Source organism: Bradyrhizobium sp. 2TAF24 (genome assembly GCF_052115025.1).
In the GTDB taxonomy this organism is placed as follows: domain Bacteria; phylum Pseudomonadota; class Alphaproteobacteria; order Rhizobiales; family Xanthobacteraceae; genus Bradyrhizobium_A.
In genome coordinates this window covers 85,554-105,058 of the sequence record NZ_JBFRFW010000001.1, presented here as the reverse complement: position 1 = coordinate 105,058, position 19,505 = coordinate 85,554, and the positions used below count along the sequence as shown (strand labels likewise).

18 protein-coding genes are annotated in these 19,505 nt (G+C 69.1%); 8 read left to right on the top strand and 10 right to left on the bottom strand.

The annotated features are described in order from the left end of the window. Positions 1–16 precede the first annotated feature (16 nt). Together AB4Z37_RS00490 and AB4Z37_RS00485 are read left to right on the top strand one after the other, a co-directional pair. Complete coding sequence (locus AB4Z37_RS00490) at positions 17–223, top strand: DUF4170 domain-containing protein (RefSeq protein ID WP_441514715.1); 207 nt, start codon at positions 17–19, stop codon at positions 221–223. Positions 224–506: 283 nt separating this feature from the next. Continuing rightward, positions 507–1,079 carry a hypothetical protein gene (locus tag AB4Z37_RS00485; protein ID WP_441514714.1) on the top strand — a complete coding sequence of 191 codons (573 nt, stop codon included), beginning with the start codon at positions 507–509 and terminating at the stop codon, positions 1,077–1,079. A 13-nt stretch (positions 1,080–1,092) separates the two neighbouring features. Here the strand turns inward: AB4Z37_RS00485 and AB4Z37_RS00480 are convergent, their stop codons facing one another. Further along, positions 1,093–1,980, bottom strand: coding sequence for a metallophosphoesterase family protein (locus AB4Z37_RS00480; RefSeq protein ID WP_441514713.1), 888 nt, complete (start codon positions 1,978–1,980; stop codon positions 1,093–1,095). A gap of 187 nt (positions 1,981–2,167) precedes the next feature. On the opposite strand from AB4Z37_RS00480, the gene AB4Z37_RS00475 reads away from it, so the two are divergent. Both AB4Z37_RS00475 and AB4Z37_RS00470 read left to right on the top strand, forming a co-directional pair. Further along, a complete protein-coding gene (locus AB4Z37_RS00475; protein ID WP_441514712.1) occupies positions 2,168–2,653 on the top strand; it encodes an NUDIX domain-containing protein in 486 nt (161 codons plus the stop codon). Positions 2,654–2,718: 65 nt separating this feature from the next. Next, entirely contained in the window at positions 2,719–3,240 is a 522-nt protein-coding gene (locus tag AB4Z37_RS00470) for a GNAT family N-acetyltransferase (RefSeq protein ID WP_441514711.1), read from the top strand. 316 nt (positions 3,241–3,556) lie between these two features. Here AB4Z37_RS00470 and AB4Z37_RS00465 read toward each other — a convergent pair whose 3' ends face one another. The 8 genes from AB4Z37_RS00465 to AB4Z37_RS00430 form a co-directional block, all read right to left on the bottom strand. Next, a complete protein-coding gene (locus tag AB4Z37_RS00465; RefSeq protein ID WP_441514710.1) occupies positions 3,557–5,971 on the bottom strand; it encodes a TonB-dependent receptor in 2,415 nt (804 codons plus the stop codon). Between the two features lie 140 nt (positions 5,972–6,111). Next, on the bottom strand, positions 6,112–6,447 hold the full coding sequence (locus tag AB4Z37_RS00460; protein WP_441514709.1) for a DUF2946 family protein: 336 nt from the start codon (positions 6,445–6,447) through the stop codon (positions 6,112–6,114). A gap of 219 nt (positions 6,448–6,666) precedes the next feature. Next, complete coding sequence (locus AB4Z37_RS00455) at positions 6,667–7,626, bottom strand: hypothetical protein (RefSeq protein ID WP_441514708.1); 960 nt, start codon at positions 7,624–7,626, stop codon at positions 6,667–6,669. Positions 7,627–7,650: 24 nt separating this feature from the next. Next, positions 7,651–8,142, bottom strand: coding sequence for a DUF6438 domain-containing protein (locus tag AB4Z37_RS00450; RefSeq protein WP_441514707.1), 492 nt, complete (start codon positions 8,140–8,142; stop codon positions 7,651–7,653). Between the two features lie 131 nt (positions 8,143–8,273). Continuing rightward, positions 8,274–10,337 carry a hypothetical protein gene (locus AB4Z37_RS00445; protein WP_441514706.1) on the bottom strand — a complete coding sequence of 688 codons (2,064 nt, stop codon included), beginning with the start codon at positions 10,335–10,337 and terminating at the stop codon, positions 8,274–8,276. A 198-nt stretch (positions 10,338–10,535) separates the two neighbouring features. After that, positions 10,536–13,388, bottom strand: a complete 2,853-nt coding sequence (locus AB4Z37_RS00440; RefSeq protein ID WP_441515225.1) for a DUF4159 domain-containing protein — start codon at positions 13,386–13,388, stop codon at positions 10,536–10,538. Next, complete coding sequence (locus tag AB4Z37_RS00435; RefSeq protein ID WP_441514705.1) at positions 13,388–14,314, bottom strand: DUF58 domain-containing protein; 927 nt, start codon at positions 14,312–14,314, stop codon at positions 13,388–13,390. The genes AB4Z37_RS00440 and AB4Z37_RS00435 overlap by 1 nt, the downstream gene beginning before the upstream one ends. Next, positions 14,314–15,312, bottom strand: a complete 999-nt coding sequence (locus AB4Z37_RS00430; protein WP_441514704.1) for an AAA family ATPase — start codon at positions 15,310–15,312, stop codon at positions 14,314–14,316. Before AB4Z37_RS00430 ends, AB4Z37_RS00435 begins: the two co-directional genes overlap by 1 nt. Positions 15,313–15,691: 379 nt before the next feature. Between AB4Z37_RS00430 and AB4Z37_RS00425 the strand changes: the two genes are divergently transcribed. From AB4Z37_RS00425 to AB4Z37_RS00410, 4 genes are all read left to right on the top strand, one after another. After that, positions 15,692–16,300, top strand: a complete 609-nt coding sequence (locus AB4Z37_RS00425; protein ID WP_441514703.1) for a DUF1285 domain-containing protein — start codon at positions 15,692–15,694, stop codon at positions 16,298–16,300. After that, positions 16,297–16,968, top strand: a complete 672-nt coding sequence (locus tag AB4Z37_RS00420; RefSeq protein ID WP_441514702.1) for a CoA pyrophosphatase — start codon at positions 16,297–16,299, stop codon at positions 16,966–16,968. Before AB4Z37_RS00425 ends, AB4Z37_RS00420 begins: the two co-directional genes overlap by 4 nt. Positions 16,969–17,059: 91 nt before the next feature. Beyond that, positions 17,060–17,323 carry a DUF6111 family protein gene (locus AB4Z37_RS00415; protein WP_441514701.1) on the top strand — a complete coding sequence of 88 codons (264 nt, stop codon included), beginning with the start codon at positions 17,060–17,062 and terminating at the stop codon, positions 17,321–17,323. Continuing rightward, complete coding sequence (locus tag AB4Z37_RS00410) at positions 17,320–18,573, top strand: CCA tRNA nucleotidyltransferase (RefSeq protein WP_441514700.1); 1,254 nt, start codon at positions 17,320–17,322, stop codon at positions 18,571–18,573. The genes AB4Z37_RS00415 and AB4Z37_RS00410 overlap by 4 nt, the downstream gene beginning before the upstream one ends. Before the next feature lie 26 nt (positions 18,574–18,599). Here the strand turns inward: AB4Z37_RS00410 and hemF are convergent, their stop codons facing one another. Further along, positions 18,600–19,487 carry an oxygen-dependent coproporphyrinogen oxidase gene (hemF, locus tag AB4Z37_RS00405; RefSeq protein WP_441515224.1) on the bottom strand — a complete coding sequence of 296 codons (888 nt, stop codon included), beginning with the start codon at positions 19,485–19,487 and terminating at the stop codon, positions 18,600–18,602. Between the last annotated feature and the right edge of the window lie 18 nt (positions 19,488–19,505).

Below are 19,505 nucleotides of genomic sequence, written 5' to 3'. Positions count from 1 at the left end.
CAAGAGGAGTACGACCATGCACGGTACGCATTTCTGGGTGGTGGGCGGTGAATTCCGGTCGCTGAACTTCCACACGCTGGTGCATGGAAGCGCGCAGGTCGAAGGTCCGTTCCCGTCGCGCCGCGAGGCCGAGGACGCCTGGCGCACGCTGTCGGAGCAGAACCGGCATCGCTGCAACGTTCGCTTCTCGATCGTGGAAGAGCCGCGCCGCGCCATGGCCTGATCAGGGCTTCGCCTCCGGCCTGGCCGGGGCTCAAGAAACGACCAAGGAGGCACGGCCTCGCCCGGTCCCGCGGGCGGGGCCGTTCTTGTTCATGGCCCGGCATGGCCCGCGGCGTGCCTGGGCCGGATGCCCGGAAAAGGCGCTGTCATCTCATTTTAGGACAGGGATTTCAGACGATTGGCTGTTTCCCGGCCCTTTGCCGGGCCGATGGTTACTGGTAGGTTAAGCGTCCAGGGCGAATGCAGGCTAAAGGACCGCGAGCGTGCCAAACCTCGAGAGCGACATGACGGGCGAGACACGGCAGACCCGGCTGCGCGACGCTCTGCGCAGGGCCCGGATCGAAGCCGCCGACCGCACCGCGGTGGTGGTCGAGCTGCGCGATGCCGAAGTCGCGCGGCTCGAGATTCTCAACGATGCGCTGGATCCGCTGTTTTCCGAGATTCCCGACGAGGTCGATCTGTTCGATCGCGGCATCAGCCGCGGCGACACGCCGCGGCTGTGGGTCGATGTCGTCGCCCATGTGGTGATGGGGCGCGACAAACGGCTCTATCGCTTCGTTCAGGACACCCGCTTCGGCCGCATCGTGCTGGCCGAATCGCTGGAGGTGAAGGCGATCGTGGACGCGGTGACCGACTATGTCGCCCGCCGCATGATCGAGCGCGAGCATGCGCTGGTCACCATGCCGTTGCCGGGCCATGCCGAGCCGGCGCTGGCGCTCGACACCGGCGCAGCTCTGCCGGGGACCGCTGCAGCCCGCCCGAAGCGCAGGAATGTATGGGTGTTCGTGCTCGGCTTTCTTGCCGGCATGGCGGTGCTGTTCGGCATCGCGCTGCTCGCCGCCCTGCAAAGCGTGTGAACGGAAAGCCGTCCTACAGCAGCACGTCCTTGCGCAGCACTGTGATGCCGTCGTGCCGCAGGCCGCGGGTCGTCATCTCCACATGCCAGCCGGCATTGCCGCGCGTGATCGCGAACAGGTTGTAGGCCGCGGGCTCGCGATGGCTGCCGGCCGCGACTGAGGCCGACGGCACGCCGATCACCGGAATGCGCGTCAGCGGGCCGTCGACGTAGGTTACGGCATGGCGGTGGTCGTGGCCGTGCAGCACGAGGTCGACGCCATGGCGGCGGAGCAGGGTGCGCAGCGCCGCGGAATCGGTCAGCCGCGCATGCCGGCGATGCGGCGCCGATTGCAGCGGATGGTGCAGCAGCAGCACGCGAAAATTGCCGTCATCGGCGAGGCTGCCGAGCAGCGCGTCGAGCGCGGCGATCTGGGTGCGGCCGAGGCGTCCGGTGGCGCGGAAGGGCGCGGTCGGCACCGCGGTGGTGAGGCCGATCAGCGTCAGCGGGCCGCGCCGCCGCACGAAGGGAAAGTGTGCAGCATCCGCGTCGTCGCCGCGCATGTAGTCGCCCCACGCCCGCGCCACATGGGCGGCGGCGGCGGCGACATAAGCATCGTGGTTGCCCGGCACCAGCGTGACGTCATCGGTGCTGCCGACCGAGCGCAGCCATTCGGCCGCGCGCATGATTTCAGCCGGCAGCGCGATGTTGACGAGATCACCGGTAACGGCGACATGGTCCGGCCGGCGCGCCTTGAGATCGGCGATCAGCGCATCGATCACCTCGCTGCGATGCACCCGGTGGCGGTTGCGCGTCCAGTTGACGTAGCCGATCACCCGCTTGCCCGCGAGTTCACCGAGCGTCGGGCGGGGCATCGGCGGCAGGTGCGGATCGGACAGGTGCGCGAGCGTGAAGGTGGTCATCGGCGGACCCGTTGATCGAGAGGCGCATGGCGGTGGCGGTCGGTTGCCGGTCGGCCGCGACGCCAGCCATCCCTGGAACTCGTGCCGATCCCGGGCAAGGTTTTGACAACACCGGCAGGACGATGCAAGGCCTGTCAGGCGCCATGCGACGCGTGGGCGCGGAAGGGGACATCGGGACGCCGACGCCATGAACCTGCAACCGTTGCGCACGGCGCTCGAGCCGGCGATCCGCCGTGTCTTGCATCTGTACTGGCGCTTCGCCCGTGGCATGACGCTCGGCGTGCGCGCGCTGGTCGTGGATGCGGATGGCCGCGTGTTTCTGGTGCAGCACTCCTATGTCGCGGGCTGGCACCTGCCGGGTGGCGGGGTCGAGGTCGGCGAGACCTGCAATGAGGCGCTCACGCGCGAGTTGTGGGAGGAGGGCCAGATCGAGATCACGGGCCCCCCGACGCTGCATGGGGTGTTTTTCAACCGCCGGATTTCCCGGCGCGATCATGTCGCGGTCTATGTGGTGCGCGCGTTCCGTCAGGCTGGCCTGCCGGCGCCGAACCACGAGATCATCGCCTGCGGCTTCTACGCGCTCGATGCGCTTCCGGACGACACCACCCGCGGCACCCGGCGGCGGATCGCCGAAGTGCTGGAGAACGCGCCGACGTCGCCAGACTGGAGCTGAACGCGGTTCGCCAGGCCCATCTCCGCCATGGACCGCCCCGGCGCCAGATGCTATGCGGCGCAGCCATGAGCGACCTGTCCCTGACCATCCTGCCGGAAACCGCCAACGACGCCACGGCCATCGAGCGGTTGCACGAGCGCACCTTCGGCCCGGGCCGGTTCGTGCTCAGCGCCTACCGGCTGCGCGAGCATGTTGGCCACCGCCTCAGCCTGTCCTTCACCGCGCATATCGGCACGCTGCTGGTCGGTTCGGTGCGGCAGTTGCCGATCTGCATCGGCGACACCCCGGCGCTGCTGCTCGGACCGCTGACGGTCGAGCCGCCATTCCGCGACCGCGGCGTCGGCAAGGCGCTGCTGGCGCGGGCGCTGCAGGACGCCAAGGCCGCCGGCCACCGCCTGGTGGTGCTGGTGGGGGATGCCGCCTACTACACCAAGGCCGGCTTCAAGCCGATCCCGAAGGGCCGTGCCATCATGCCGGGGCCGGTCGACACAAGGCGCCTTCTGGTGGCCGAGCTGGTCGAGGGCGCCTTCGAGGGCGTCAGCGGCGCGATCCGCCCCGACTGGAGCGCGCCGGAAGCGATTGGCTGACGCTGGCGTCACGACCGTTTGCCGCTTCCCTCCGACGTCACCTCCTCATTCTGAGGAGCGGCGCAAGCCGCGTCTCGAAGGATGAGGCCACGGCGTCGCATCTCAAGGCCTTTCCCGCATCCCACCGTCATTCCGGACGCCGCGCAGCGGCGATCCGGAATCTCGGCCGCACCACGAGATTTTGTCGCAGAGATTTCGGGTTCGTCGCTGCGCGACGCCCCGGAATGACGCACAAAAAGATCGGGCGTCATGGTTCGAGACGGCGCTTACGCGCCTCCTCACCATGACGGTTTCCGCGCTCCGAAGCGCGCGGCCATCACCACCTGGTGTTGGCGAACACGCGGATGTTCATGCCGGGCAGCAGCACCTCGTCCTTGGTGTAGGAAACGTGGTCGCGGATATCCTGGTTGAGCAGGTTGTCGCCGATCACGCCGATCGTGTACTCCGACAGGCCGAAGCCGCTGTGCGGCAGCTTCTCGGTGTAGCTGAGCTCCGCGCGCAGCCGGTCGTAGCCCGGGGTCGGCGTCTCGACGCCGCCGGTCTGGTTCTGCGCGAAGGCGTGCAGCAGGTTGACCTTGGCCAGCCAGTTGGTGTTGCGCCAGTAGGCGCCGCCGCCGAGGCGTTGCGGTGGAATGCGCGGCACGTTGTTGCCGTCGGTGAAGGTGGCGCGCACGATATCGTACTGGCCCTCGACGCCGAACAGGCCGCTGGCGATCGGCATCACGTCGTACTGGAACTGGAATTCGCCGCCACGGAAGGTGGCGTCGCGCTGCGAGTAGATCGCCTGCTTGCCCTCGTTGCCGGGATCGCCGTTACCGCAGGACGCGAAATCGCTGCCGCACATCAGGCCGGTCAGGTTGCGGAAGATGAAGCCGTTGAAGCGGGTGTAGTAGGCGGTGGCCTCGAACCGGAACGGCCCGGTGGCGCGGCGCAGCCCCAGTTCGACCGACTTCGCCGCCTCGATTGTCAGGTTGGGATTGCCGATGTCGAACGTGCCGGTGGCGTCGTGGGCGCCGCGCGAGAACAGCTCGGCCGGCTTCGGCGCGCGTTCGGTGTATTGCGCGGTGAGGCTGGCGACGAGATCCCACGGCAGGTTCTGGATCAGGCCGATGCTCACGCTTTTCGGCGTGTAGTTCGGATTGCGCTGCACGGTCGGCCGATCGATGCCGTCGGGGATGAAGTCTGCCGGGAAGTCCGGCGTCATGCCGCTGAGGCTGACATGCTCGATGCGGCCCGCGACCTGCGCCTTGGTGGTGTCGCTGAACCTGAACTCGTTGAACATGTAGCCGGCGACGCGGCTGTTGTGGTTGGGGTCCCACAGGCCGTTGAACTGCGTGCCCGGATTGTCCGGGCTCGGCGCGGTCAGCTCCTGGTGGCCAGCCTGCACGCCGATCGCGGTGGTGAGGCTCGCAAAACGCAGGTTGAAGGGCGCAAGCTGCACCTCGAGGCGGCCTTCCTGCTCCTTGTTGGTGAAGGTCTGGCGCAAGCCGTCGGAGGTCGGATCTGCGGGATCGGCGAGCCCGAGCTCGTTGTGGCGATAGTCCGTGGCGCCGATCCAGAAGCGGATCGCGTCGATCAGCGGCGAGTCCGGACGGTACTCGCCCTTCGACAGGATCTTGGTCTGATGTGCGTTGATGCGGGTGTTGTGGTTGGAGCCGTCGATGCCCGGGATATGGTAGAGGGCGTTGTTCTGGATCACCGCGAGGCCGACGAAGCCGCCGTCGAAGAAGTAGGAGCCGCCGAGCGATCCGCCCTCCGAGCGTGCCGCTGAATTGGGCTGGCGGCCGTTGAACGGCCGGCCCGGTTCGAACCGGTATGGATAGCTCGGCACGCCGTAGTCCTCGCTCGAACGCAGGTAGCCGTCGGCATGGATGGCGACGTTGTTGCCGCCGGCATCGAGCAGCATCGCGCCCTCGCGGCCGAGATTGACGCTGGAGAAACCGCTGCGAGTTTCGAAGCTGACGCAGGGGGCGGAGGCGGCGAGCGGCGCCTTCATCGGCATGCCGTAGGACTGGAACGGCTGCGCGCAGGGCATCGCGTCGGGAATGCGGTTGTTGGTGGCGCTGACCACGCCGCCGATCGACTGCGAGCCGTAGCGCAGCGTCGCCGGGCCACGGATCACCTCCACCTGATTGGTGGTCAGGGGATCGATCGGCACGAAGTGATCCTCGCCGAGGTCGGATGCGCCGCCGCCGCCGATGCCGTTCTCGGCGATGCCGACACGGTTGACGTCGAGGCCGCGGATGATCGGCCGGCTCGAGGCGCCGGGCGCGAACGATGAGCCGGTGATGCCGGGCTTGTCGAGCAGCAGGTCGCCGAGGGTGGAGGCGCCGTTGCGGCGGATTTCCTCGTTCGGCACCACGGTGACGGTGGCGAACTGGTCGGTGACGATCGGCAGCGCGCCGCGCGTGGGCGGCTCGGCCTGCGGTGCCGCTGGGGCGGGGGCGGCGGCCTGCTGGACGGGATGGGACGCGCGCGCCGGACGGTGGGGCCCCGTGCCGGTGCCGGATGCCGTATGCACCGGGCGCCGCCGCACGATCGGGCTCGGCGACTGCACGACGATTTCGGGCAGGGCGGTGGAGCTGGACGATGGCGCCGCCGTAGGCGCGGGCGGTGCTGCCGACGGAGCAGGGCTGGCGCTCTGGGATGAGGCGGTGGAGGTGGCGGCGGCGAGCACGGCAAGTGCCGAGCCGCCGAGGAAAAGAGCGCGGGTGGTGGGCGAGCGAAGCATGATGTGATTCCTGATGATGCCGTCGCGCGCCCGTTGTCACGGGCTGCGGAAGGACGGCTTGCGGCTCGCGGAATGCGAGCGGACCGTGGCTGGGGGACGTCCGCAAACTGTGCGGCGCGAGCCCTGCGATCAGATCGGTGTCAGGAACGGGGTGGGGCGCGGGAGCGGAAGGCCGCACCGCTCGCCCGGGCAAGGTCGATGTCGCGCGCGCGCGGTGCCGGTGCGACGATGAACGCAACCGGCAGCGCCGGGGCCGGCGGCGTCGCCGCGAGCACGGTGCCGGCCATCGCCACGGTGGCGCAGATGGCGCAGGCGTCCGCGGCCGGATTGTCGCGATTGGAGGCTGGGCCGGCAGGGATGGATGCTGCGGTCTGCCCGCTGGTGGCTGTCAGCGGGGTGGCATGGGCGAGGCCGTCGGCGTGGAAGTGCCCGAACGACAGCACGAGCTGGATCGCCAGCGCCAACAGCGCCAGCATCGCTCCCTGTCTCGTTCGCGATCGCACCCAGGTCATGTCACGCCCCCACGGCGACGGGTCGGCCAGCGGCTGACCTCGCTCGCGGTGTTATAATATAACATCGCTCGCCCGGCAGGGGGCTGTCAACGGTGCTGCCCACCGGCGCTGCCGCTTGTCGGGAGGATGGTGGATTTCGGCCACACCGCCGGGATTGGGAGGGGCGCTCGGCAGGCCGCGCCCTCACAGATGCTCGGCGCGGCCGGACAGGTGGCTGTTGCGCTGGATGGTGAAGCCGCCGCTGGCCGGATCGCGGGTCCAGATTTCCACCGTTCCGGTCCGGCGCCAGATCAGGGTGACGACGCCGGCGCGCTCGAACCAGTGCCCGCTGGCGATGGCGGCGGCCTCCGGCAGGGGCGATGTCGTCGTCTTCGGCGCGGTGCGCGCCATCCGTGTCCGGCCATCAGACAGCACATCGTAGAACAGCGTCTCGCTGCCGAACGTGACCTTCCACCAGCCGGCGATCGTGCGCGCGGTGGTGGCGCCGACCACGCCGTCGTCGCTGGTGAAATGGATCAGGGTGTACTTGTAGCCGTCCTTCAGGAACCAGCGGTCCTCGATGTCGGACAGGCCCGGGAAACGGGACATCGAATGGCAGGTGATGCGGCCGGGATCGTCCGGATCGAGCTTGCCGGCGAACATGGTCGAGTGGGTATAGCGGATCTGGCCGTAGTCACCGTGCGGGCTGACATTGAAGTAGCCGAGCATGTCGCCGTTCTTGAAGATGCCGGTGTCGATCACGCGCTGCGCGGCCTCCCGGTCGACGCGGTCGCACAGGGTTCTGGTGTCGGCGCGTTCCTGCAGCGCCATGACGAGGCCGTGCACGCCACGCTGGTTGACATTGACGCCGCCGGCCTGCAGGCACCGCGACAGGAAATGGGCGCAGTCGGCAAGGCCGGCCCAGTCGTTGATCAGCTTCTCCTCAGTGCCCTTCCGGAACACCGCCTTCTCCGAGATGGCGCCAGTCACGTCGGTGTAGCGCACGAACATCGCTTCCCAGCCCTCCGCAGCGGGCGCCCTGAGTTCCCGCCGTTTGTGCGCGATGGTGAGAACGTCATTGTCGAGGCAGAGCAGGCCGTCGTCGCAGGGGATGGTCCAGTGCTTCCTGGCGAAGGCGATGGCTTTGGCGCGATCGAGGGACATGAGCGTCTCCGGGATGACGTGATCTCACTTGGTCCAGCGGCTGACGCCGGCCAGACGATCGATCGCGGCGGCGATCTCGCTGAGGCGCGAGGCGACGGGGCCGGTGCAGCCGACATTGTGCTGCACCGTCTTGTGGCGGCCGTCGACGTTCAGCGTCAGCGCGGCGGTCGGCGCATCGTCCTGGCGCGCGACGCAGTCGCCGGGATCGCGGCCGTAGGCCTCCTTGAGGGCGAAGAAGTCGAGCGCCTCAAGCTCCCTTGCGATCTGATGAACCGCATCGGGCTGCACGCGCGCGGTGGCGCGGCCGGCCTTGTGCACGAAATGCCCGCCGACATAGACGACATGGCCGGCGCCATCGAGGGTGAGGCGATAGACCGCGCAGCGCGCCTCGCAGGGGCCGCGCTCCAGCGTGATCATGATGCCGTGCTGCGCCACTGGGCTGAGCGCACGTGCGGCGGCGATGTCACAGGTCAGGGATGCGGCAAGCACGAGCCGCGCGATCGCGGACGGATTCATGGCTGCTTCCGGCTGTGTCGTGCAAGCGCGCACGGCGTAACCTGCGCTCGTCCGACCATGGGTCCGTCGATTGGTCGCGATCCGCGGCGGCGAGGTTCAGGGCCCGCGCGTGCCGCGGCACGGGTGTGGCGCTATCGCCCCTCTCGCACCCAGGTCGCGGCAAAGGCGCCGATCAGCAGCAGCAGTCCGATGAGGCCGGCGAACACCGGCAGCACGCCGATGCCCTTGACCACGCTGGCGTCGCGCATCCGCACGCCCAGCCAGCCGTCGCCCTGGAATGAGGTCGCCGAGCGCACCGGCACGATGCGCGGCAAATCGATGCCGGACGCATCCGCAATGCGGCGCGTGTCGCCGCCGGTCGCGCGTGTCAGCGGCGCCAGCGTCTCGGTGGTTGAGGTGACCTCGGAAAATTCCCGGGGATTGACCGGGCCGACATTGATCAGCGCCTTCAGCGTGCCGTCGGTCGCCTGCCACAGGCCGAGTTCGCCGGCGTCGGTGGTGGCGCGCCACTGGCCGGGATCGCCGGCGGTCAGGTTGAGCGTACGCGTGGCGCCGGAGGGCGAGGTGACGGTGACCGGCGCGGCGCTGTCCGCCATGGTCTGTCGTGTCACCTGAAGCTCGCGGCCATGCACGGCGAGCCGCAGCGCTTCCTCGTCGAGCTCGGGTTGCTTCATCAGCCAGTGCGAGATACGGCGCAGCAGGTCGAGATGCGGGCCGCCACCCTCATAGCCGCGTGCCCACAGCCAGATATGGTCGGACAGGATCAGCGCGACACGGCCTTCGCCCTGGCGCGACAGCACCAGCAGCGGTTTGTTGTCGGCGCCTTCCATCAGCGCCGGTGAGGTGACGTTGCGGGTGTCGACTAGGCGGAAGAACCGGCTCCAGTGCGGCGGCTCGCTGGCCGAGCCGTCGAGGCCGCGCGTCACCGGATGGCGTTTGCCGACATCGGTGAGCCGCGCGATAAAGGCTTTCTCGGTGACGCCGACCGGCTCGGCCGGCAGCACGGTGTCGAGCGGCGTGCGCCAGATGCTGGTGGTCGAGGCATAGTCCGGCCCGGCCGACACCAGCACCGCGCCGCCGTTGCGCACATAGCGTGCGATGTTGTCGAAATAGGAGATCGGCAGCACGCCCTGGCGGGCGTAGCGGTCGAAGATGATCAGCTGGAACTCGTTGATCTTCTGCTGGAACAGCTCGCGCGTCGGAAATGCGATCAGCGACAGTTCGTTGATCGGCGTGCCGTCCTGCTTCTCCGGCGGCCGCAGGATGGTGAAATGCACGAGATCGACGCTGGCGTCGGACTTCAGCAGGTTGCGCCAGGTGCGCTCGCCGGAATGCGGCTCGCCGGACACCAAAAGCACGCGCAGCTTGTCGCGCACGCCGTCGATCGACACCACGGCGCGGTTGTTGACCGGCGTCAGTTCGCCAGGGAGCGGCGTCGCCTCGATCTCGATGATGTTGGGGCCGGCATGAGGAATGTCGATGCCGAGGCTGACGGTCTGGCCGCTCATGACCTGGCGCTCGCTGAGCACCTCGCCGTCGCGGCGCACGGTGACGCGCGCCTGCTGGCCGGCCACGCCCTGGTCGTCGAGGCGGTAGGTGACGGTCTGCTGCTGGCCGACGATGCCGAAGCGCGGCGCTGCCACGATCGCGATGCGGCGATCGCGCTCGTCCTTGCGGCCGGTGATCAGCGCATGCAGCGGCGCGGAAAACCCGATTGCCGCGGCATTCGCCGGGATGTCGTGGACGCGGCCGTCGGTGATCAGGAACGCGCCGGCGACACGGTCGGTCGGCACGTCCGACAGCGCCGAGGTCAGCGCACCGAACAGCTTGGTGCCGTCGGTCTCGCCGTCGGCCTGGCCGGCCTCGACCACGCGCACCTCGAGGCCCTTGACCTGCTTGAGCCGGTCGACCAGCGCCGTGCGCGCTGCCTCGGTCTCCTTCGCGCGGTCACCGAATGTCTGGCTCGGGCTCCTGTCGATCACCACGGCGGCGACGGAGGACAGCGGCTCGCGCTCCTCGCGGGTGAACGAGGGATTGGCGAGCGCGAGCAGGATCAAGGCCAGCGCCGCGACACGGATCGCGGCGCCGCGGGCGCGCGCGAGCAGCAGCAGGGCCGCGATCACGACAATGGCGCCGAGCCCGATCCAGAGCACGGTCGTCGGAACCAGCGGTGCGAAGGCGATGCCGTACTGCATGTTGCTCCTGTTGCGTCATGCGCCGACGCAGATCTATTTCCGGCTCATCTGTCCTCCTCATGGTGAGGGGGCGCGAAGCGCCGTCTCGAACCATGAGGCCCGAACGTCGCGTTCGGCCTCACGGGCCTCATCCTTCGAGACGCCCGCTGTGCGGGCTCCTCAGGATGAGGAGATAGTCCGCCGCGAAGCCGCGGCTCATTACTGCCCCAGCCGCTCGATCAGCGCCGGTACGTGCACCTGGTCGGCCTTGTAGTTGCCGGTCAGGGTGTACATCACGATGTTGACGCCGGCGCGGAAGGCGAATTCGCGCTGGCGCGGCTCGCCCGGCGTCAGCGGCAGCATCGGCTGGCCATCCGGGCGCATCGCCCAGGCGCCGGCGAGGTCGTTCGAGGTGATGATGATGGGCGAGACACCGTCGCCGCCACGGGCCGGCCGCGCGTTGCTGTCATCCTCGTCCTCGCGCGGCAGCGCCTCGACCCAGGTCTGGCCGCTGTTGAAGCGGCCGGGGAAGTCGCGCAGCAGGTAGAATGTCTTGGTCAGCACATGCTCGCGCGGCACCGGCTCGAGCTCGGGGATGTCGAGCGACGAGAGAATGGTGCGCAGCGCCTGCATGCCCGGCGTCTGCGCTTCGCCGCCTGCGCCCGGCGGCGCCTCGATGGCGTCGCGGGTGTCGAACAGCACCGTGCCGCCCTGCTTCATGTAGGCGTCGAGCCTGTTGAGCGCATCCTGCGACGGCTTCGGCGCGCCCGGCAGCACCGGCCAGTACACCAGCGGATAGAACGCGAGTTCGTCCTTCGCCGGATCGACCGCGATCGGCTCGCCGGCCTCCAGCGCGGTGCGCTGCGCCAGGAACAGGGTCAGGCCGGCCATGCCGGCCTTGACGATGCCGTCGACGTCGTCGTTGCCGGTGACGACATAGGCAAGGCGGGTCTGCGACACCGCGCGGATCGCGGCGTCGTCGCCGCTCGCGTTTGCGGCGGGGGGAGGGGCAGCCCTGATCCTGTCCTGCGCCATGGCGGAGTGGTTGGCCGCGGGTATCAATGTCAGCAATGTCGCAGCGAGAAGCGCTGCGGTTGCCGGACGCCGGCGCAGCAGCGCCGCGAGCCCGCCGCCGAGCAGCGCGACGATGACTGCATCGATCAGGAACAGCGCCAGCGCCGCCGACAGCATCAGCCCACGCAGGTCGCGCGGTTCGGTGTTGGTGTAGGCCGTGCGCTGCGCCTTGAGCGCGGACGTATCGAGCATGGCGATCCGGTCGGCGGCCGCCAGCGTATTGACCGCGACCGGACCTTCCGGCGGGCCATAGAAGCCGGGCGGATGGTCGAAGGTGGCGCGGTCGCGGAAATCCGCGGCGATTGGCTTGGCGGTCGCCGGCGGCGGGCCGAAGGCGCCGAAGCCGTCGAGCACCCGGAGCGGCGGCACGGCGTCCTTGGCGGCCGCGTCGGTTGCGGCTCCGGGGCCCGGATTGGCGGTGTAGCCGGAGAGGTCGACGATCCGCCGCAGCATCTCGACAAAGGCGCCGGACAGCGGCAGGTCCGACCAGCGCATGTCGGCGCTGACATGGAACAGCACCACCATGCCCTTGCCGCGCCGCTCGCCTGTGACCAGCGGCGTGCCGTCGGCGAGCGAGGCCCAGCTGCGAGTGGCGAGCGACGGGTCGGGCTCGGCGAGCACCTGGCGGTTGACGGTGACGTCCGCGGGCACGGCGACACCGGCAAACGGCCCGTCGGCGGCGAAGGCGGAGAGATGCTGCGGCTTCTCCCAGGTCAGGCTGCCGCCGAGCGTGCGGCCGCCGCGGCGCAGCTTCACCGGCACGAGGTCGTCGTCGCCGGCGGCGAGGCGCGGACCGGCGAAGCGCACCAGCACGCCGCCCTGGTCGAGCCAGCCATTGAGACGGTCGCGGATTTCGGGCGACAGCGTGCCGACATCGGCGAGGATCAGCATCGGCAGCTTCTGGTCTAGGAACTGGCCGATGGCTTGCGCCGGCGCGCCGCGCTCGCCGAGCCGCACATCGGCGAACGGCGCCAGCGCCCGCGTCAGATAGAAGGTCGAAGCCAGCAGCGGCTGCGCGGTGTCGCTGGTGGCGCCACTGACGACGCCGATGGCACGACGGCGCCAGCGCTTGTCGAGCAGTTGCACCGCGCCGGCGGAATGTTCGCCGGAGATCTCGAGGCGGGCGATGTCGTTGCGCAGCTCCACCGGCAGATCGAACGATGCCTCGGTGTCCTGATCCTGCGCCGACAGCACGAAGCGCGTCTCGCCGATCGGCGCGCCCTTCTGGTCGAGCGCGCGCACGATGCCCGCGTCTGCGCCGCCGCTGCGGGCGCGCAGCACCTTGACGGTCATTTTCGCAGCTGCATTCTCGGCCGCGGCCAGCGCGTGCGCCGGCGGCACGCCGCCTTCGACGATGGTCAGGCTGCGATCGCCGATGGCCTTGCCGAGACCGGCGACGAAGTCGCTGCCGCGGCCGGTGTCGACGCCATCCGACAGCCAGACGATGTCGGCGTTGCCGGTGGTGGCAAGGAAGCGCTGGACGGCCGGCAGCGTCTCGACGCGCTCGACCGCATAGGGTTTTGGCGCGAGCTGGCGCAGCGCCACGCGGGCGGTGCCGCCGGTCATCAGCGTGATGTCGCGCGCGGGCTCCGACAGCGGCACCAGTGCCACCGCACGGCGGTCGCCATCGGCATTGGCGATAAGTTCGTCAGCGGCACGCATGCGTGCGTCCCAGCTCGCAGCGGCGCTCCAGCCGTCGTCGATCAGCAGCACCAGCGGCGCGCTGCTGCGGCCGACGCCGGTCTGCGGATTCCAGGTCGGGCCGGCCGCGGCAAGGATCACGAGCGCGGCTGCGGCGAGCCGCAGCAGCGTCAGCCACCACGGTGTGCGCGACGGCGTCTCCTCCTTCGGAGCGATGTCGAACAGCAGGCGGGTCGGCGGGAAGTCGATGCGCCGGGGCCGCGGCGGCATCACCCGCAGCAGCCACCACAGCACCGGCAGGCTGACCAGTCCGATGAGCAGCAACGGTTCAGCGAAGGACAGAGGCAGGCCACCGATCATGCGCTGCGCCCCGCGGTGAGGGGCGTGCCGGTTCTGCCGGCGCTCAGGCTGCCGTGCAGCACCAGCAGCAGGTCGGCCGCCGAGCGACTGGTGGTGTGGGTCGAGAACAGCCAGCCGAGGCGATCGGTCTCGGCGCGGATCTCGGCGCGATGGCGCGCGATGCGCAGGACATAGTCGTTCGCCCAGGTCTCGGCGCGGCCGGCAGTGATCTCGCCGCCGCCTTCGGGCTCGACGAACATCACGCGCCCGGAATAGGGGAAGCTCTCCTCCGCCGGATCGACGATCTGCAGCAGCGTGCCATGGGCGCCGGAGGCAGAGAGGCCGGCGAGCATGGTGCGGATCTCGCTGATCGGCGACCAGAAGTCCGACAGCACCAGAATTTCCGACAGCGGCGAGGGCACGAATGACGGCGGCAGGCTGAGGCGGTCCGATCGGTCGTGCAGGATCGCCTGCGCCATCTTGTCGATGATGCTGCGGCTCGCGCTCGGCGCCATCAGGCCGGGGATGCCGACCCGCTCGCCGCCCGCGACCAGCAATTCGGCGAGCGCGAAACTGACGATCAGGCCGCGCTCGAGCTTGCTGTCGCGCGCCGTCTTCGATGCGAACGCCATCGAGGCCGAGCGGTCGGGCCACAGCCAGACGGTATGCGCGGCCTCCCACTCATGCTCGCGGACATAAAGATGGTCGTCGCGGGCCGAGCGGCGCCAGTCGACGTTCTGCGCCGGCTCGCCGGTGGTGAAGCGGCGGTATTGCCAGAAGCTTTCGCCGGGGCCGGCGCGGCGGCGGCCGTGCAGGCCATGGATGACATTGGCGGCGATGCGGCGCGCTTCCAGCACGAGACGCGGCAATGAAGCCGCGAGCGTGCGGCTCTCGCCGTCGGCACGGCGGACCGCAAGTGTCTCCTGGCTGGTGCGCTCCGCCATCAGCCGATCCGTGCCTTGAGCTGCCCAATCACATCGGTGATGGTCTGGCCTTCGGCGCGGGCCGCGAAGGTCAGCGCCATGCGGTGCTTGAGCACCGGCTCGGCGAGGTCGAGCACGTCATCGATCGAGGGCGCGAGGCGGCCGTCGAGCAGCGCCCGGGCACGTACCGCCAGCATCAGGGCCTGGCTCGCGCGCGGGCCGGGGCCCCAGGCGATCAGCTTGCCGGTCGGGCCGCTGTCCGGGCCGGGACGCGCCGAGCGCACCAGCGACAGGATCGCCTCCACCACCGAATCGCCGACCGGCAGGCGGCGCACCAGCCGCTGCGCGGCGATCAGGGCGTCCGGCGTCATCGCCGCCCTGGCCTGGGTCTCCTCCGCGCCGGTGGTCTCGAACAGGATGCGGCGCTCGGCGTCGCGGTCCGGATAGTCGACGTCGATCTCCATCAGGAAGCGGTCGAGCTGTGCCTCCGGCAGCGGATAGGTGCCTTCCTGCTCCAGCGGGTTCTGCGTCGCCAGCACATGGAAGGGCTTTGGCAGGTCGTGTCGCGCGCCGGCGACGGTGACATGCTGCTCCTGCATCGCCTGCAGCAGCGCCGACTGGGTGCGCGGGCTGGCACGGTTGATCTCGTCGGCCATCAGGAGCTGCGCGAACACCGGACCGGCGATAAAGCGGAACGAGCGCCGGCCACTGGTGCTCTCGTCCAGCACCTCGGAGCCGAGGATATCGGACGGCATCAGGTCGGGGGTGAACTGGATGCGCTTGGCATCGAGCCCGAGCGTGACGCCGAGCGTCTCGACCAGCTTGGTCTTGGCAAGGCCGGGGACGCCGATCAGCAGCGCATGTCCGCCGGACAGGATGGTCACCAGCGTGTTCTCGACCACGCGGTCCTGGCCGAAGATCACGGTCGCGATCGCCTCCTTGGCAGCGCGAATCTGCCCCGCCACCTGTTCCGCAGAGCGGACGATCACGTCCTCCAGTTTCTCAGCGCTGTCTGCCATCGTCTTCTCCTGTGGATCGCACGGCCGTCGGTCCGTTGCCCTCAGCCTGTCGGGGCTGCCAGGGACGAAACGCCGGGGAGAAAACCCCTGCTGCGCGATCGCCGCTCTCGGACTGTCCCATTCCGGCTTCCATGCTAGACTTCCCAAAAGACCATGTATGTCCTTGAATTAAGCTTTCCCCACCTTATCGGTAGAGGTGGGGCGAGCCGATCACGAGTTGGAGACCGTGCCGCATGCTTTCGGGTGGCGTCGTTCAGGTTGCATCGTTCCGTTCTGTCTCAATTCGATCCGTATCAGCCCGGTTTACATCCGGTAATTTTGCATCGATCGTGGTTGCATCTATCGTGCCACAATGACCGGACGAGCGTCGGGGCAAACCATGGCGAAGCAAGGGCAGACGGCGAGGCCGCAGGTCGGCAATGCGCTGGAGGAGATTGCCGGTGCCGCCCGCACCGCCGGCGCGCGGGGGCTGCCGCCGGTGCATTTGTGGAATCCGCCCTTCTGCGGCGACCTCGACATCCGGATCGCGCGTGACGGCACCTGGTTCTACCTCGGCACGCCGATCGGGCGCCCGGCCCTGGTGCGGCTGTTCTCGACCGTGCTGAAGCGCGAAGGCGACAAGCACTTTCTGGTCACGCCGGTGGAAAAGGTCGGCATCCGGGTCGACGACGTGCCGTTTCTCGCCGTCGAGATGCAGCGCGAGGGCGCGGGGGCCGAGGCCGTTCTTCACTTCCGGACCAATGTGGACGACTGGGTGCGCTGTGACACCGACCATGCGCTGCGTTTCGAAAGCGCGGCGGACGGCGGGCTGACGCCCTACCTGCATGTGCGCAGCGGATTGTGGGCACGGGTGACGCGCGCCGTCTATTACGATCTGGTGGAGCTCGGCGAGGAGCGAATCGTCGATGGTCATGCCAAATTCGGCGTGGCATCGACAGGCGCCTTCTTTGCGATGGCCGATGCGGAGCAGGCGAGAGGCGTGACTTGACCGAGCCGTTACTGAAGTGGGATGCGTCTGCCGACATCTCTTCGGCGGATTTTTTCCGACGAGCGAAGGCGCGTCTGTCGTTCGATGTGCCGCCGGGGCTGACCGATGCCGCCATCATTCCGCCGAGCGGCGATCATGGCACCGATCACATGCTGCGGATCGTCGCGCAGGAGCGCCCGATCCGTCCCGCCGCCGTGCTGATCGGCGTCGTCGAGCGTGACCAGCCGACCGTGCTGCTGACCCAGCGCGCCGCCCACCTCAACGATCATGCCGGTCAGATCTCGTTTCCCGGCGGCAAGATCGACCCGACCGATGCGACCCCGCTCGACGCGGCCCTGCGCGAGGCCGAGGAGGAGATCGGCCTGGAACGGTCTTTTGTCACGCCGGTCGGCTATCTCGATCTCTACGCCACCGGGTTCGGCTTCCGCATCCTGCCGACGGTGGCGCGGGTGCGTCCCGGCTTCGAGCTGCGTGTCAATGCCGATGAAGTCGACGAGGTGTTCGAGGTGCCGCTGGCGTTCCTGATGGATCCTATCAACCATCAGATGCACAGCAAGGAGTGGCGCGGCGTGATGCGGTCGTACTACGCCATGCCGTTCGCCGAACGCTACATCTGGGGCGCAACCGCAGGCATCCTGCGGGTGCTGTATGAGCGGATCATCGTGTAGTGTGCAGCTCCGGATCCAGCGAGATGTCCAAACCTGCAGGCCCGGAAGGCTGTGTCCGGGCCGGCGGCGTCGCGGACACCGGGGCGCCGTCATGATTCGGCCGCTCCTGACCGAAATCGGCATCTTCCTGATTCCGTTCGCGGTCTACGCCGTATTCCTGATCGCGACTCGTGCCGGGTTGTTGACCGCCGCGTCATGGCCGAGCGCCGTCGTGGCGCGGCTATTGATCGGCGCCTTGCTGCTCACCATCGTCAGCCTGGTTCTGCTCGCGAATTTTTCCGGTGCGCCGCCGGGCTCGACCTATGTGCCTGCGCACATGGAGAACGGAAAGCTGGTGCCGGGGACGTACCAATGACCGAGCCCCTGCTGCATGATGCGCCGTGGTTGCGCGGCGGGCCTGCGCGGCGCCTGCTCGTCCTATTGAACGGCGATGGCGAGGAAGCCCGGGTGGTTGGCGGCGCCGTGCGCGACGCGTTGCTCGATCGTCCGATCGGTGATGTCGATATCGCCACCACGGCCGTGCCGCAGGAGGTGGTGCGGCGCGTGACCGCGGCGGGCTTCAAGGCGGTGCCGACCGGCATCGAGCACGGGACGGTGACGGTTGTCGCCGACGGGCATCCGTTCGAGATCACGACGCTGCGCGAGGACGTCGAGACCTATGGCCGCAAGGCCAGGGTGGTGTTCGGGCGCGACTGGGCGCGCGACGCGCAGCGCCGCGACTTCACCATCAACGCGCTGTCGGCTACCGTCGATGGCGTGGTGCACGACTATGCCGGCGGCCTCGCCGATATTGCGGCCCGGCGGGTACGCTTCATCGGTGAGCCGGAGGCGCGCATCGCCGAGGACTATCTGCGGGTGCTGCGCTTCTTCCGCATCGCGGCGGCCTATGGCGAAGGCGAGCTCGACCGCGCGGGCCTGATCGCCTGCACCCGGGCGCGCGCAGGCCTCGCAACACTGTCGGCCGAGCGCGTGCGCATGGAAATGCTCAAGCTCGTCGTCGCGCCACGCGCCGCCGAGGTGCTGGTGACCATGGGCGATGGCGGACTGCTGCTGGCGCTGCTCGGCAGCGTCACCTATCACGGCGCCTTCGCGACGATGGTGACGGCGGAGGCGGCGCTGCAGCGCGCGCCCGATCCGATGCTCCGCCTTGGCGCGCTCGCCGTCGCGGTGACGGAAGATGCCCGGCGGGTGGCGCAGCGGCTGCGATTGTCGAACGCGGAAGCCAAGCAGCTGGACTCGATGGGGCATCGCTGGTGGCGGCTGCGCGGCATGGACGACGCGCTCGCCAAGCGGCGGCTGTACCGGCTCGGGGTGCGGAATTATCGCGACCGCATCATGTTGGCGTGGGCGCGCGCCGGCCGGACCTCGGACGAGGCGCGCTGGATCGAGCTCGCGACGCTGCCCGACCGCTGGACCGCGCCGAAGTTTCCGATCCGGGCCGCCGACATGATCGCCCGCGGCATCGGCGAGGGGCCGGCGCTCGGCCACATCCTGACGCTGGCGGAGGATGCCTGGCTCGCCAGTGATTTCGCATCCGATCCCGACAGCCTGACGCGGATCGCGGACGAGACCGTGGCGCGCTTCCGCCGCGAGCACCGGTTGTGACGTGCAGATGCGGCGGGTGACGCCGCCTACGGCCACTTTACCTCGGGCGGCATCGACGACAGGATCGAATCGACATTGCCGCCGGTCTTGAGGCCGAAGATGGTGCCGCGATCGTACAGCAGGTTGAACTCGACATAGCGGCCGCGCCGCACCAGTTGCTCCTGCCGGTCGGCGTCGGTCCACGGCGCCGCGACGTTGCGCCGGACCAGTTGCGGGTAGATCGCGAGGAAGGCGCGCCCGACATCCTGCGTGAAGGCGAAGTCGGCATCCCAGCTGCCGCTGTCGAGCCAGTCGTAGAAGATGCCACCGATGCCGCGCGCTTCCTTGCGGTGCGGCAGGTAGAAATACTCGTCGCACCAGTTCTTGAACTTGTCGTAGGGCGCCACCGCCGGATGGGCGTGGCAGGCATCGCGCAGCGCGCTATGGAATGCGACGGTGTCGGCGTCCTCCTGGGTGCGCCGGCGGTCGAGTACCGGTGTGAGGTCGGCGCCGCCGCCGAACCACGCCTTGGTGGTCACCACGAAGCGGGTGTTCATGTGGACGGCCGGCACATGCGGGCTGCGCAGATGGGCGATCAGGGAGATGCCCGACGCCCAGAAGCGGGGATCGTCGGCCGCGCCGGGGATCTGGGCGCGGAACTCGGGGGCGAACTCACCATGCACGGTCGAGCAGTGCACGCCGACCTTCTCGAACAGGCGGCCGCGCATCATCGACATCACGCCGCCGCCGCCGGGGGCGCCGCTGTGATCGGTGCGCTGCCATGGCGTGCGGACGAAGCGGGCCGGGGCCTGCGGAAACAGCTCGGCCGGGGCCTCGTCCTCGAGCTGCTCGAACGCGGTGCAGATCTGGTCGCGCAGGCTCTCGAACCAGGTTCGCGCCGTCTGCTTGCGCTGCTCGATCTCCGACATGTCCATGCGCCCCTCACTGGTCAT